The 13,386-nt window shown below is 60.8% G+C and carries 11 protein-coding genes and 2 pseudogenes; 8 read left to right on the plus strand and 5 right to left on the minus strand.

The window, feature by feature from the left end; all coding sequences use genetic code 11:
• Positions 1–59: 59 nt before the first annotated feature.
• Positions 60–561 (plus strand): annotated as a pseudogene (locus PAF17_RS11225) (hypothetical protein); the annotation flags it as partial.
• A 169-nt stretch (positions 562–730) separates the two neighbouring features.
• Here PAF17_RS11225 and PAF17_RS11230 read toward each other — a convergent pair.
• The gene (locus tag PAF17_RS11230; RefSeq protein WP_271889192.1) at positions 731–1,090 is read right to left on the minus strand and encodes a helix-turn-helix domain-containing protein; all 360 of its coding nucleotides are present in this window, start codon (positions 1,088–1,090) and stop codon (positions 731–733) included.
• A gap of 177 nt (positions 1,091–1,267) precedes the next feature.
• Between PAF17_RS11230 and PAF17_RS11235 the strand changes: the two genes are divergently transcribed.
• Together PAF17_RS11235 and PAF17_RS11240 are read left to right on the plus strand one after the other, a co-directional pair.
• Positions 1,268–2,236 (plus strand): NADPH:quinone oxidoreductase family protein, encoded by a 969-nt coding sequence (locus PAF17_RS11235; protein ID WP_271889193.1) that lies wholly within the window; start codon positions 1,268–1,270, stop codon positions 2,234–2,236.
• Positions 2,237–2,343: 107 nt separating this feature from the next.
• Positions 2,344–3,090 carry a Bax inhibitor-1/YccA family protein gene (locus PAF17_RS11240; RefSeq protein ID WP_271889194.1) on the plus strand — a complete coding sequence of 249 codons (747 nt, stop codon included), beginning with the start codon at positions 2,344–2,346 and terminating at the stop codon, positions 3,088–3,090.
• A 107-nt stretch (positions 3,091–3,197) separates the two neighbouring features.
• On the opposite strand, the gene purD is transcribed toward PAF17_RS11240, so the two are convergent.
• Entirely contained in the window at positions 3,198–4,463 is a 1,266-nt protein-coding gene (gene purD / locus PAF17_RS11245; protein ID WP_271889195.1) for a phosphoribosylamine--glycine ligase, read from the minus strand.
• A 62-nt stretch (positions 4,464–4,525) separates the two neighbouring features.
• Here purD and xseA point away from each other — a divergent pair, with 62 nt between their 5' ends.
• Positions 4,526–6,088 (plus strand): exodeoxyribonuclease VII large subunit, encoded by a 1,563-nt coding sequence (gene xseA / locus PAF17_RS11250; protein ID WP_271889196.1) that lies wholly within the window; start codon positions 4,526–4,528, stop codon positions 6,086–6,088.
• Positions 6,089–6,104: 16 nt separating this feature from the next.
• Here xseA and PAF17_RS11255 read toward each other — a convergent pair whose 3' ends face one another.
• The 3 genes from PAF17_RS11255 to trhA form a co-directional block, all read right to left on the minus strand.
• Entirely contained in the window at positions 6,105–7,295 is a 1,191-nt protein-coding gene (locus PAF17_RS11255; protein WP_271889197.1) for an MFS transporter, read from the minus strand.
• A 14-nt stretch (positions 7,296–7,309) separates the two neighbouring features.
• Positions 7,310–7,954 (minus strand): bifunctional 4-hydroxy-2-oxoglutarate aldolase/2-dehydro-3-deoxy-phosphogluconate aldolase, encoded by a 645-nt coding sequence (locus PAF17_RS11260; RefSeq protein WP_271889198.1) that lies wholly within the window; start codon positions 7,952–7,954, stop codon positions 7,310–7,312.
• Positions 7,955–8,100: 146 nt separating this feature from the next.
• Positions 8,101–8,763, minus strand: a complete 663-nt coding sequence (gene trhA, locus PAF17_RS11265) for a PAQR family membrane homeostasis protein TrhA (protein WP_271889199.1) — start codon at positions 8,761–8,763, stop codon at positions 8,101–8,103.
• A gap of 210 nt (positions 8,764–8,973) precedes the next feature.
• Here trhA and PAF17_RS11270 point away from each other — a divergent pair, with 210 nt between their 5' ends.
• From PAF17_RS11270 to PAF17_RS11285, 4 genes and pseudogenes are all read left to right on the plus strand, one after another.
• Positions 8,974–10,524 (plus strand): trimethylamine methyltransferase family protein, encoded by a 1,551-nt coding sequence (locus PAF17_RS11270; protein ID WP_271889200.1) that lies wholly within the window; start codon positions 8,974–8,976, stop codon positions 10,522–10,524.
• A gap of 164 nt (positions 10,525–10,688) precedes the next feature.
• The gene (gene rpsB, locus PAF17_RS11275) at positions 10,689–11,486 is read left to right on the plus strand and encodes a 30S ribosomal protein S2 (protein WP_271889201.1); all 798 of its coding nucleotides are present in this window, start codon (positions 10,689–10,691) and stop codon (positions 11,484–11,486) included.
• A gap of 97 nt (positions 11,487–11,583) precedes the next feature.
• Positions 11,584–12,474 (plus strand): translation elongation factor Ts, encoded by an 891-nt coding sequence (gene tsf / locus PAF17_RS11280; protein ID WP_271889202.1) that lies wholly within the window; start codon positions 11,584–11,586, stop codon positions 12,472–12,474.
• 295 nt (positions 12,475–12,769) lie between these two features.
• Positions 12,770–13,266 (plus strand): annotated as a pseudogene (locus PAF17_RS11285) (IS6 family transposase); the annotation flags it as partial.
• Positions 13,267–13,386: the final 120 nt, after the last annotated feature.

The raw sequence follows: 13,386 nt of genomic DNA on the forward strand, positions 1-13,386 counted from the left end.
GGATCGACGCAGCCCGCGGAACATGATTGCCGGTTCCTGCAAGACGAGAAGGGAAGTGGATGCGGGGATCGGACGAGGCGCGTGGTTCGCTTTTCAGCTATGTTGATCTTGCACAGCGCATCCCCGCCCGGCATCCGCTGCGCAAGATCCAACAGGTGGTGAATGACGCTCGTCAGCCTCGATGGTGCATTCGACCGGCTTCATGCCATGGGCGGGCGCCCCTCGGGCCCACGAACCGTCCAATCCAGAGCTTGCCCGGGTGACCACGCCGAAGCCTGGAACCCGAAAGGCCGGAGCAAATTTCCGGGGCGAAAAACGCTCGGATGCGACCCACGCATCGGTCACGGATCCAGGGGCGCGGCTCTGCCCCCCCCCGGTGCCGGCGCCGCCCTTTGCTTGATGGGGCATAGGTTGATGGAGAACCGGCATGGCGTCGTGGTGCAGAAGGCGAAATTCTCCACGATCGACGGTCGAACTGCCCGTCACGCAGGTTACGCAACCTCGCAGCGGTGCCGAGAAAAGATCGAGGAGCCGTTCGGATGGGCCGAGACGGGGGGGGGGTGAGACGGCGGGCCAAATGTCGGGCGCAGTCGCCCTCATTGGCTATGGAAGAGCAATCCTTCACCTGCCGCGCGTTTATAAGTGGCGTGGTAGGTGTCTGATACAACTTCAAAAAAAAGATGCCTTGGCCCGAACTTGATCTCGATCTACGCGGGGTCCGGTCAGAGCATCACGCGGCGTCGGAAAGAACCCGTGCAAGTTCGAAAATCTGGCGGCGTTGCGCGGCGGGCATGGCGTAATAGGCACGCACCAGCTGCAACGCTTCCTTGTCGGCAAGGATATCGCCTTCGACCGAATCGGGCATCTCGCCTTCGTGCAGGCCTTCGAAGAAAAAACTGACCGGCACGTCGACAGCACGGGCTATATCCCACAGCCGCGATGCGGAAACGCGGTTCATGCCGGTTTCGTATTTCTGAATCTGTTGAAACTTGATACCGACCTTGTCGGCGAGTTGTTGTTGGGTCATTCCGATCATCCAGCGACGATGGCGGATACGCTTGCCAACATGAACATCAACACCGTGCTTCATAGCATTACCTCTTACAATCTAAAGAGGCAGTAGCCCAACAGCCCTCAATTATCGAGTGTCAACATGGTTAACAAGCCCGTTTCTGACCAAAAAGACAGGTCCTGATTTGCGTAATGTGCAGTTTTCGTGACCCCAGCGATTGCTGCATCGAAACATAGGTGCCAACCGGAGAATTGCATGGCCGAGAATATACGAATCGCTTCTGTGGAACAGCTTGGATCCGACCCCGTGCTGCGCGATGTCGCGCTGGCTGACTGCCCGCCGGGGCAGGTCCAGGTCCGGATGCGCGCGGCGGCGCTGAACTTTGCCGATTTGCTGAAGGCCAAGGGACAATATCAGGAACCGCAGGATCCGCCGTTCCTGGCCGGGCTGGAGGGCGCGGGCGAGGTCATGTCGGCACCCGAAAACAGCGGGTTCAATCCCGGTGACCGCATTATCGTTTCCCATCCGGGCACAATGGCGCAGGTCATTTCCGTTCCCCCGGTTGCCTGCCAGAAAATACCTGACTGCATGAGCTTCGAGCAGGCGGCCGGTTTCCAGGTGGCTTATGGAACCAGCCATCTGGCGCTGGACGGGCGGGCGGATCTGCGCGCCGGAGAAACGTTGGTCGTTCTGGGTGCCGCCGGAGGGGTCGGGCTGACGGCGGTCGAGATCGGCAAGGCAATGGGGGCGCGGGTGATCGCGGTCGCCCGCGGCGCGGCGCGGCTTGAAACCGTCAGGGCGGCCGGGGCCGATGTGATGATCGACAGCGACGATTGCGGTGATCTGAAATCCGCATTGCGCGAACTGGGCGGTGTCGATGTGGTCTATGATCCCGTTGGCGGCGCGATGGGTGAGGCGGCATTTCGCGCGCTGAAGCGGGGCGGGCGCTTTCTGGTGATCGGATTCGCGGGGGGCGGTGCCCCGGCATTGCCCCTGAACCACGCCCTCGTCAAGAATATCGCGGTCCACGGATTCTATTGGGGCGGGTATCGCCTTCTTGATCCGGGGGCGTTGCGGAGCAGCATGTCACGCCTGTTGTCACTGTTCGAGGCGGGCAAACTGCATCCGGTCGCCGGTAAGGTTCTGCCTTTGGAACAGCTGGTTGACGGCTATGATCTGTTGCGGACACGCAAATCGGTCGGCAAGATAATCATAACCTTGTAATATGGTCGCGATTGGGGGCGTTTCAGCATTGAAATGCTGCGCGCGCCTGCCAATATTGCAAGGGAAACGGGGCTGCACGCCCTGATCCGCCTATAGGGGAGACATAGATGGCAGATTACAATACTTACCGCTCCGCGCAGGGCGTCGGCACCCGCAGCGCGGTGATCGACGAAGGACTGCGGGCCTACATGAACAAGGTTTATGGGCTGATGGCGGTTGGCATGGGGGTAACTGCCGTCGCCGCCTATGGTGTCAGCACCATGGCCGTCGACGCCACCGGTCAGCTGACGCAGCTTGGCACGGCGATCTATGCATCGCCCCTGAAATGGGTGATCATGTTCGCGCCGCTGCTGGTCGTCTTTGCTTTCGGCGCCATGCTGAACAAGATGTCCGTTCAGGGCGCGACGATGGTGTTTTACGGTTTTGCGGCATTGATGGGACTGTCGATCAGCTCGATCTTTCTGGTCTATACGCCGTTCTCGATCGTTCAGACCTTCCTTGTGACGGCAATCGCCTTTGCGGGCCTTTCGCTTTGGGGCTATACGACCAAGAAAGACATCTCGGGTTGGGGCAGCTTCCTGATCATGGGGGTGATCGGTCTGGTCGTCGCCTCGATCGTGAACATCTTCCTGCAAAGCTCGGCGATGCAGTTCGCGATTTCCATTCTGGGCGTTCTGATCTTTGCGGGTCTGACCGCTTATGACACGCAGAACATCAAGAACACCTATCTGCGCATGGCCGGTTCGGATCAGGAATTCCTGGGCAAGACCGCGATCATGGGTGCCCTGCAGCTGTATCTGGACTTTATCAACCTGTTCATGTTCCTGCTGCAATTCCTCGGCAACCGCGAATAATTCGGGTTCTGCCGATCTGAAAACCGACAAAGCCTGCCAGTTGTCTGGCAGGCTTTTTCAATGTTCGGGGCAAAGATCTGTGCGGTGTGACGCGCGCTTTGCAGGACTCAGCTTTCCGGCAGCGCGCGCCAGCCAATATCACGACGGCAGAACCCCTGAGGCCAATCGATCATGTCGACCAGCTTGTAGGCCCGTTCATGTGCTTCGGCCAGGCTGTCGCCGCGCCCGGTGCAGGCCAGAACCCGGCCGCCTGTCGCAAGCACCTTGCCGTCATCCGATGCGGTGCCCGCGTGGAACACCATCTCGAAGCTGGTTTCGGGAATCTCGTCCAGGCCGGAAATGACCGTGCCCTTCTCGTAGCTGCCGGGATAGCCATTCGCGGCCATGACGATGGTCATGGCGTGATCATCGGCCCAGTTCACCTTTGCCGCGCCCAGACGTTCCTCGGCGCAGGCCAGAAGCAGATCGAGAACCTGCGCGCCCAGCCGCATCATCAATGCCTGGCATTCGGGGTCGCCAAAGCGGACATTGTATTCGACCAGACGCGCCTGTCCGTCCTGAATCATCAATCCCGCATAGAGAACGCCTTGAAACGGCATTCCCTTTCGCGCCATTTCCGCGACGGTCGGACGCACGATACGGTCCATCACCTGCTGTTGCAACGCATCGGTAAGAACCGGGGCAGGGCTATAGGCCCCCATGCCACCGGTATTGGGGCCGGTATCGCCTTCGCCGACGCGCTTGTGGTCCTGGGCGGTGCCAATCGGCAAGCAATCGGTGCCGTCGCACAGGATGAAGAAACTGGCTTCTTCACCGGCCATGAATTCTTCGATGACAACCGAGGTGTCGCCAAATTCACCCTGAAAGATCAGGTCGATGGCCTCATGCGCCTGGGCGATGGTTTCCGCGACGGTTACGCCCTTTCCCGCAGCCAGGCCATCGGCCTTGATCACGATCGGCGCACCCTGTTTCGTGACGTATTCGCGCGCCCCGAGCGGATCGGTGAATCGCGCCCAGGCGGCCGTCGGGGCGTTGCACGCGTCGCAAATTTCCTTGGTGAAGGTTTTCGAGGCTTCCAGCTGCGCAGCCGCCTGCGAAGGGCCAAAGACCAGGAACCCCGCCGCGCGCAACGCATCCGAAACGCCGGCAGCCAGCGGTGCCTCGGGGCCGATGACAACGAAGTCGATCGCGTTGTCTTCGGCAAATTCAAGAACATCCGCGCGGGAATTGATGTCGATCGCGGCGCAATCGGCAATGCGTTCGATGCCCGCATTGCCCGGCGCGACGATCAGTCGGTCACATTTGGGGTTCTGCCGGATCGCCCAGGCCAGCGCATGTTCGCGCCCGCCGCTTCCCAGGATCAGGATGTTCATCTGCCGCCCTTTCACTTGCTGTCGCGGCGTTCTAATCTGCGTTGGGAAAGGGAACAAGCCGCATGGATCTTCTGGAAGACGCCCCGGGCAACAATGCCCATGAATTCACCGTGTCCGAATTGTCGGGGGCGGTCAAACGCAGCATCGAGGACCAGTTCGGGCGTGTCCGCGTTCGCGGCGAGGTCGGGCGCGTGTCCCGGCCGTCCTCGGGGCATTTGTATTTCGACCTCAAGGATGACCGGTCGGTTCTGGCGGCCGTGACCTGGAAAGGTCAGGCGGGGCGCCTGGCCCAACGGCCCGAGGAAGGCATGGAGGTCATCGCGACCGGGCGAATGACGACCTTTGCAGGGCAGTCGAAATACCAGCTGATTGTCGATCAGATCGAACCCGCCGGGGTCGGCGCGCTGATGGCCATGCTGGAAAAGCGGCGCAAGATGTTGGCAGCAGAGGGGCTGTTTGACGAGGGGCGCAAGCAACCGTTGCCATTCTTGCCGCGCGTGATCGGTGTCGTGACTTCGCCCTCGGGCGCCGTCATTCGCGATATCCTGCATCGATTGCGCGACCGTTTCCCGTCACATGTCGTGATCTGGCCTGTCGCGGTTCAGGGCGATGCCTGTGCCGGCCAGGTTGCTGCGGCCATCAACGGGTTCAATGCCTTGGGGCCAGATGATGCGATTCCCCGGCCTGATCTGATCATTGTTGCACGCGGTGGTGGCAGCCTGGAAGATCTTTGGGGGTTCAACGAAGAAATCGTGGTGCGCGCCGCGGCTGCAAGCCGGATTCCGCTGATTTCCGCGGTCGGGCATGAAACCGACACCACCCTGATCGATTTTGCATCCGATCGCCGCGCACCTACCCCTACTGCCGCGGCAGAGATTGCTGTTCCCGTGCGCGGCGAACTGGCCATGCGGCTGTCGGAATCGGCGGCACGGATGGAGCGCGCATTGGGCCAGCGCATCGAACGCCCCCGGCAACGCCTGCACGATCTGGGCCGTGCGATGGGCCGCCCGGCTTCGTTGACCGAGGCGCATCGCCAGCGACTGGATCTTTGGGGCGTCAGGCTGGAACCGGCCCTGCACGGTCTTGTCCGGCGGCGGCGGCAGGAGCTGGCGTCGCGACCGATACCGGTCGCGACCTTGCGCCAGTTCACTGCCGCCAAACGCCACGGGCTAGAGCGTGTTGTGTTGCAGCTGGAAACAGGACACCAGCGGCGCAGCGAACGTCGCAAGGATCGGCTGGTCGCGTTTCAACAACGGTTGGACGGGTCTCTGTCCCGCGTGGTCGCCCTCACAAGGCGTGCCGTGGTGACGCAGGGCGAACGGCTTGAACAGCTCTCTGCGAAGCTGCAGGGGGCATCGACGCGAATGATCCAGCAACGTCGCGATGCGCTGACCCGGCTTGATCGCACGCGCCAGACCCTTGGCTATCGCGAAACACTGAAACGGGGTTACGCGGTGGTCCGCGTTCATGGTCAGGAAGGGGTGCTGACATCGGCACAGGCCACCAGGGTGACGCCGCGCGTTGAAATCGAGTTCAGCGATGGTCGCGTCGATGCCCGCCCCGAAGGTGGGGGGGCGAAAACCCGCAGCCCCAAGAAGCCACCCGAGCAGAAAACCCTGTTCTGACGGACCTGTCGGGCGGCTAGGCTCTGGTCGGCCGCATGGTCAGCCATATCAGCGAAGCGCCCGCCAGAATCAGGAATGGCAGCATGGCGATATTGACGGCGCTCCAGCCGGTCTGGACCGAACCGCCCATGCAATTCATCAGCCCGCCCGATGACAGCGAGGCCACGAAAACACCGCCAAAGACAAACAGGTCGTTGATGCCCTGCACCCGGCCGCGTTCCTGAGGGCTGTGGCTTTGGGCCAGCATCGAGGTTGCCCCGATAAAACCGAAATTCCACCCAAATCCCAACAGGATAAGGGCACCAAAGAAATTGCCAAGTTCCACGCCAGACAGGGCGACCGCACCCGCACATGCCAGAATGATCAGGCCCAGGCCGACGATCAGGCGTGCCCCGAAACGGGCGATCAGATGTCCGGTAAAGAAGCTGGGGGCAAACATGGCCAGCACATGCGCGCTGACGATATCTGCTGCCTTGGATGGCTGAAATCCGCAGCCCACGACCGCAAGCGGGGTCGAGGTCATGACCAGGTTCATCAGCGCATAGGACACCATCCCGCAGATCATCGCGACGGCGATCTCCGGGCTGCGCAGCAGTTTTGCCAGCGGACGGCCATTGGCGTGCGACGAATTCGTTGCGGCAGGGCGGGGAATGTCTAGGAACATGAACAGAACCGGCCCCAGAAGGTTGATCGCAATGACCGCGACATAGCTGGCCAGAAAGGGCACAGCCGTCATGTCGCTGGTTGCGCGGACAATCGCAGGACCGATGATGGCCGAGGCCAGCCCGCCTGCCATGACCCATGAAATCGCCCGGGGGGCGAATTCGGCCGAGGCGGTGTCGGTGGCCGCAAAGCGATAAAAACCCTGCGCCGACATATAAACCCCGGTCAGCAGGGATCCGGCCAGGAACAGCAGGAACGACCCTTGCCACAGCCCGGCGGCGGATATGGCAGCGCCCATTCCGCCGGCAAGCACCGCCAGAAGAAAGCCCGCCCGCCTGCCGTGGTGCTGCATGAAGCGGGCCATGGGCCGCGCCGTCAGTGCCGAACCAAGCACGATCAGCGAAATGGGCAGCGTCGCAAGGCAGGGATTGGGTGCAAGAATTTGCCCCGCCAATCCGCCGATGATGAAGTTGATCGGCATCTGCGATCCCAGCACCGCCTGCGCGGCCACCAGGACCGCGACATTGCGGCCCGCGCTGTCCATTTTGCCGGTCTTGCTCAGTTCTGGCCAAGTGTGGCCGCGATGCGCGCGCGGTCTTCGATGGCGGACCAGTTGCCCGCCGAGACATCGGCATCGGTCACGATCCAGCTGCCGCCGACGCAGACGACATTGGGCAGGGAAAGATAGCTGCGCGCATTGTCGGGCGAGACGCCACCGGTCGGGCAGAAGCTGATCTTGGGCAGCGGGCCAGCCAGAGATTTCAGCGCCGGCGCACCGCCCGCGGCTTCTGCGGGAAAGAATTTCAGCATGTCAAAGCCTGCATCCGCGGCCCGCATGACCTCGGACGCCGTGACGGCACCGGGCAGAAGCGGCAGCGCGAGATCCTCGCATGCGGCGATCAGCTGGTCGGTCAGGCCGGGCGATACTGCGAATTTCGCGCCCGCGTCCTTGGCGCGTTTGGCGTCGTCGGGGGTCAGGACGGTGCCGGCGCCGACCTGTCCGCCCTCGACCGATGACATCGCCTTGATCGCGTCCAGCGCCGCATCCGAGCGCAGCGTGACCTCCAGCACCGGAAGGCCGCCATTGACCAGCGATCGGGCCAGATCCTGTGCTTTCGCGGCGTCCTTGATGACGATGACGGGAACGACCGGGGCAAGATTGCACAGGGTCCGGGTCTGCTGCGATTGCGCCGTGGGGTTCATGCTGACACCTTATCTGGATCTGGTTTTCGCGCGTAAAGTGACGCCTCATGCGCGGCGATGCAAGGCAAATGGCAGATTAGCGTCCGTATCTGGCCGGAAGGGTGTTAGCGATAGCACGGCTATCCGGTTGTTGCCGCAGGGCTTGCCTAAAGCGCGGCCTGGCGGAATGTGGCGACCACCGCCACGTAATGCGTGGCCGCGGCCGTGATGACAAAGCTGTGCCAGATCGCGTTCTGATAGCGCAGTTTTTCCCAGACGTGAAACACGACGCCAGCGGAATAGATGATGCCACCGACAACGATCAGCGTGACCGAAAGGGGCGGCACATGCTGGGCGATGGGGTGGATTGCGACGATTCCGCTCCAACCCATCAGCAGATAAAGGATGATCGCTGCGCGATCATAGCGCCCCGGCAGCGCGCATTTAAGCACCACCCCCAGTGCCGCCATGACCCAGATTGCGACCAACAGGATCCTGATCCTTGGATCGGATGTGCCAGGTTGCAGAAAGGGCGTATAGGTCGCGGCAATCAGAATGAAGATGGCCGAGTGGTCCAGCCGGCGCAGCACCCATTTCAATCGCGATGGCGGCAGCATGTTGTAGGTGAAAGACACGGCCAGCGCGGTGATCAGGCCCAGGCCATAAACCCAGGCGGCCACCCGCATGCCGGTATCGCCCCAGACGCTGGCGTGAAAAATGAGTGCCGTAACACCGATCAGCGCCAGCACCACACCAAGACCATGCACGATGCCATCGGCAAGCAGTTCCCCGAAGTCATAATCCCTGCCAAAGCGAAATTGGCTGTTCATCTCTGCGGGTCCTTTCAAGGTTCCGGTCTGGTCCGGTTCCGATGGTGACCGCTATGACGCCCTTAGACAATTCGTTCTTTTGGACAATCTTGCCGCGGACGCTTTCAGCATGTGAAATGTCGTTTTGAGGCGACGGACCGGCGCAATCAAGCTGCGCTGTAGTTGCGTCATCGGTATCAATGAAGGAAGTCCACACATAGAGAGGATGCGATGACCAATGAAGCTGGCGCGGTGCGCCGTGGTCGCCGGGCAGGTGGTGGTGCAGCGCGACGGGCCGAACGTACGGCCACGCGTTTCGAGTTTTCGCGTTTCATTACCCGCAATGTGCCTGACCTCGAGGTTTTGAACGCCGAAGCGCTTGAGATTATCGAGGCCAATGCCGAAACCCTGCTGCAGGAAGTCGGCGTCAATTTCGTGGACAATCCATCCGCGCTTGCGCTGTGGAAGGACGCCGGGGCAGATATCGACGGCGAACGTGTGCGCATTCCGAAAGGTCTTGCGCGTCAGCTTTGCGCGACCGCGCCTTCGACCTTTACCCAGCATGCGCGCAACCCCGAACGCAATGTCGAGATCGGTGGGCGAAATCTGGTGTTGGCACCCGTCTATGGCCCGCCATTCGTGCGCGATCTTGCGGGCGGGCGGCGATATGCCACGATCGAGGATTTCCGCAATTTCGTCAAACTGGGACAGATGTCGAAATGGCTGCATCACAGTGGCGGAACCGTTTGCGAACCGACGGATGTTGCGGTCAACAAGCGTCATCTGGACATGCTTCACGCGCATATGACGCTGTCGGACAAGCCATATATGGGGTCGGTCACATTGCCTGAACGGGCCGAGGATTCCATCGAGATGTCCCGGATCGTGTTCGGCAGCGATTTTGTTGATCAACATACTGTCATGACCAGCCTCGTGAACATCAACAGCCCGCTGACCTTCGATTCGGTGATGATGGGCGCATTGGAAGTTTATGCACGCGCCAATCAGGCCGCGATCATCAGCCCCTTTATCGTCGGTGGCGCGATGGCCCCCGTCACGGTGGCCGGAACGCTGACACAGGTCTTGGCCGAAGTCATGGCGGGTGTGGCCTATAGCCAGTTGATCCGAACAGGTGCCCCGGTCGTGTTCGGTGCCTTTGTCACCTCGATCGACATGAATAGCGGCGCGCCGACATTCGGCACGCCCGAAGCCGCGCAGATCACCCTGGGCGCCGGCCAGCTGGCCCGGCGGCTGGGTCTGCCCTATCGCAGTGCGGGGTCGTTCTGCGGCTCGAAGCTGCCGGATGCGCAGGCGGGGTATGAAACCGCCAACAGTCTGAATATCGGTCTGCTGTCGGGTGTGAATTTCATGCTGCATGCCTGTGGATGGCTGGAAGGCGGGTTGGTGTCCTCGTATGAAAAATATGTCATGGATGCCGATCAGCTGGGTGTTCTGCACAAGATGGCCGCCGGGATCGATTTAAGCACGAACGGGCAGGGCATGGATGCCATCCGCGAGGTCGGACCGGGCGGTCATTACCTTGGATGCAGCCATACGCAGGAAAATTACAAGGACGCGTTCTGGCGTAGCGGCGTGCTGGACTACAAGCCTTTCGAGACCTGGGAGGAAGAGGGCGCGCGGGATACGTCTGCGCTGGCCCAGCAGAAGGTCCAGAAAATGCTGGGTGAATACCAGGCGCCCGGCCTTGATCCGGGCATATCCGAGGCGCTGGACGATTATATCCTGCGCAAGAAAGCCGCGGTGCCCGACTCTTTCGTCTGATCAGTCCTCGGAATACACTTGCAATCCATGCGAACAGCGGCTATTTGCGCGCTCACTTCTCAGGCAGAGGAGGGCCCTTGCGGGAGACATCCGCGAAAGGTCCACCGGTTGAGGCATATGCCTTCAAAACCTCTGCCAAGGCGCAAACCGGAAAGGACATGGATATGGCGCTTCCTGAATTTTCTCTGCGTCAGCTCTTGGAAGCTGGCGTTCACTATGGTCACCAAACCCAGCGCTGGAACCCGCGCATGGGCGAATTCATCTATGGTGACCGCAACGGCATCCACATTCTGGACCTGACCCAGACCGTTCCGATGCTGGACGCGGCCCTGCAGGTCGTGCACGACACCGTCGCCAAGGGTGGCCGCGTTCTGTTCGTGGGCACCAAGCGTCAGGCGCAGAAAGCCATTGCTGATGCGGCCGAGCGTTCGGCACAGTTCTACATGAACCACCGTTGGCTGGGCGGCACGCTGACCAACTGGAAAACCGTCAGCCAGTCGATCAACCGCCTGAAGGCGATTGACGAAACCATGGCCGGCGGTGCCGAAGGCATGACCAAGAAAGAACGTCTGGGTCTGGAACGCGAACAGGCCAAGCTGCAAGCTTCGCTTGGCGGTATCCGCGACATGGGCGGCCTGCCGGACCTGCTGTTCGTCATCGACGTGAACAAGGAAGATCTGGCCATCGCAGAAGCCAAGAAACTGGGTATCCCGGTTGTGGCTGTTGTTGATACCAACTGCTCGCCCGATGGCGTTGATTACATCATCCCGGGCAATGACGATGCCGCACGTGCGATCGCGCTGTATTGCGATCTGGTCAGCCGCGCTGCTCTGGACGGTATGTCCGCACAGATGGGCGCTGCTGGCGTTGACGTCGGCGCGCTGGCAGAAACGCCTGAAGAAGCACTGGAAGAAGGCGAAGCCGAAGCCAGCGCCGAAGAACAAGCGACGGCAGACGCCTGATCCCGCCCGAAACGGATCAAAATACGCCGTAGATTTACGGAATTGTCGTCAGGCGGGGATATGCCCCGCCTGACGTATTGAACAAAGGAGACGGATCATGGCTATCACTGCCGCGATGGTGAAAGAGCTGCGCGAGACAACCGGCGCAGGTATGATGGACGCCAAAAAGGCGCTGACCGAAAATGACGGCAACATGGAAGCCGCTCAGGACTGGCTGCGCACCAAGGGCCTGGCCAAAGCCGCCAAGAAGTCCGGCCGCGTCGCTGCCGAAGGTCTGGTCGGCGTGTCCGTCACCGATGGCAAGGGTGTCGCGGTCGAGCTGAACTCGGAAACCGACTTTGTTGCAAAGAACGCCGATTTCCAGCAGCTGGTTCGTGAAATCGCGGATGTTGCACTGACCACCGGTGATGACATCGAGGTTCTCAAGGCAACCGCGCTGAACGGCCGTCCCGTTGCAGATGTGCTGACCGACGCCATCGCGCGCATCGGCGAAAACATGACCCTGCGCCGGATGCACGTTCTGGAAGGCAGCACGATCGTGTCCTATGTCCATAACTCGGCTGCCGAAGGCATGGGCAAGATCGGTGTTCTCGTCGCGCTGAACGGTCCCGAAGACAAAGCCAAGGAAGTCGGCAAGCAGATCGCAATGCATATCGCAGCGACCAACCCTGCCTCCCTGTCCGAAGCCGATCTTGATCAGGAACTGGTCGAGCGTGAGAAAACCGTTCTGACCGAACAGGCGCGCGAATCGGGCAAACCCGAAGCCGTCATCGAAAAGATGATCGAAGGCCGGATGAAGAAATTCTTCGAAGAAGTGACACTTCTGGGTCAGAAATTCGTCGTCAACCCGGACGTCACCGTTGCCGAAGCCGCCAAGGAAGCTGGCGTTGAAGTAACCGGTTATGCCCGCGTGGCCGTCGGCGAAGGCATCGAAAAGAAAGAAGAGGATTTCGCTGCGGAAGTCGCGAAAACCCTGGGCGGTTCCTGATCGCTGAAACGGATGAAACATCCGATCAAGATTTGAAAACGCCGGCCGGACATGGCCGGCGTTTTTCATTTTCGGCCAGCTGTTTTCCCATCTGGAAGCCTGGGGGATCGGCATCGCCGAGGGCTTTGTCAGGTTGCTTCGCCGTGAGTGTTACGATCCGCCAGCACGGTTTTCAGACGGCCAGATCTGCGGCATGGTCGGCCCAAAGGCTGAACGGTTCTGTCGTAAAGTTTCCGGTTCTGTGGCATTCTCTTGTAGATCAACGTTGTCAGGTCGTTGGCGAGGGGCTTGCGGCGTGATCAATGTCGAAGGCGTACACTTTCCGAAGTCGGCGATCCTACACGCGGTGTTCTTCTACCTGCGCTATGCTGTTTCCTATCGTGATCTCGCGGAGATGCTGGGGGAGCGGAGCGTCGCCGTCGATCACGCGACCCTGAACCGCTGGGTGATCAAGTTCGCTCCGCAGATCGCGCTCGGGCTCGGGCGAGGAAGCGGCGGGCGGCTACTTTATGGCGGATGGACGAGACCTACATCAAGGTGAAGGGGCGCTGGACCTACCTCTACCGAGCTGTGGGCCGCGATGGGCAAACCCTTGATTTCATGCTCTCTGAGCGCCGCGATCTGGCTGCCGCACGGCGGTTCTTCAAGCGAGCGATCTGCACGAACGGTGTGCCGGACCGGATCGTCATCGACAAGAGTGGCGCCAATCTCGCAGGGCTGCAAGCGGTGAACGTGAGCCTGAAATTCACCGGCTGCGGGCGCACCACTGAGATCCGACAGGTCAAATATCTTCCTAGGCTCAGGACCCATTGATTTGTTTGGGGGTTCGTGATTCACCGCAAAAAAGAGAGCGGTGACCATGTCTGATCTTTTCTGGTTGAGCGATGCCCAGATGGCGCGTCTTGAACCTTA

Source organism: Paracoccus onchidii (genome assembly GCF_028294535.1).
Taxonomy (GTDB): Bacteria; Pseudomonadota; Alphaproteobacteria; order Rhodobacterales; family Rhodobacteraceae; genus Paracoccus; species Paracoccus onchidii.

Excerpts from the sequence above, each read along its gene's own strand:
- PAF17_RS11230 (WP_271889192.1), bottom strand. The coding sequence starts at position 1,090 with ATGAAGCACGGTGTTGATGTTCATGTTGGCAAGCGTATCCGCCATCGT.
- PAF17_RS11235 (WP_271889193.1), top strand. The coding sequence starts at position 1,268 with ATGGCCGAGAATATACGAATCGCTTCTGTGGAACAGCTTGGATCCGAC.
- PAF17_RS11240 (WP_271889194.1), top strand. The coding sequence starts at position 2,344 with ATGGCAGATTACAATACTTACCGCTCCGCGCAGGGCGTCGGCACCCGC.
- purD (WP_271889195.1), bottom strand. The coding sequence starts at position 4,463 with ATGAACATCCTGATCCTGGGAAGCGGCGGGCGCGAACATGCGCTGGCC.
- xseA (WP_271889196.1), top strand. The coding sequence starts at position 4,526 with ATGGATCTTCTGGAAGACGCCCCGGGCAACAATGCCCATGAATTCACC.
- PAF17_RS11255 (WP_271889197.1), bottom strand. The coding sequence starts at position 7,295 with ATGGACAGCGCGGGCCGCAATGTCGCGGTCCTGGTGGCCGCGCAGGCG.
- PAF17_RS11260 (WP_271889198.1), bottom strand. The coding sequence starts at position 7,954 with ATGAACCCCACGGCGCAATCGCAGCAGACCCGGACCCTGTGCAATCTT.
- trhA (WP_271889199.1), bottom strand. The coding sequence starts at position 8,763 with ATGAACAGCCAATTTCGCTTTGGCAGGGATTATGACTTCGGGGAACTG.
- PAF17_RS11270 (WP_271889200.1), top strand. The coding sequence starts at position 8,974 with ATGACCAATGAAGCTGGCGCGGTGCGCCGTGGTCGCCGGGCAGGTGGT.
- rpsB (WP_271889201.1), top strand. The coding sequence starts at position 10,689 with ATGGCGCTTCCTGAATTTTCTCTGCGTCAGCTCTTGGAAGCTGGCGTT.
- tsf (WP_271889202.1), top strand. The coding sequence starts at position 11,584 with ATGGCTATCACTGCCGCGATGGTGAAAGAGCTGCGCGAGACAACCGGC.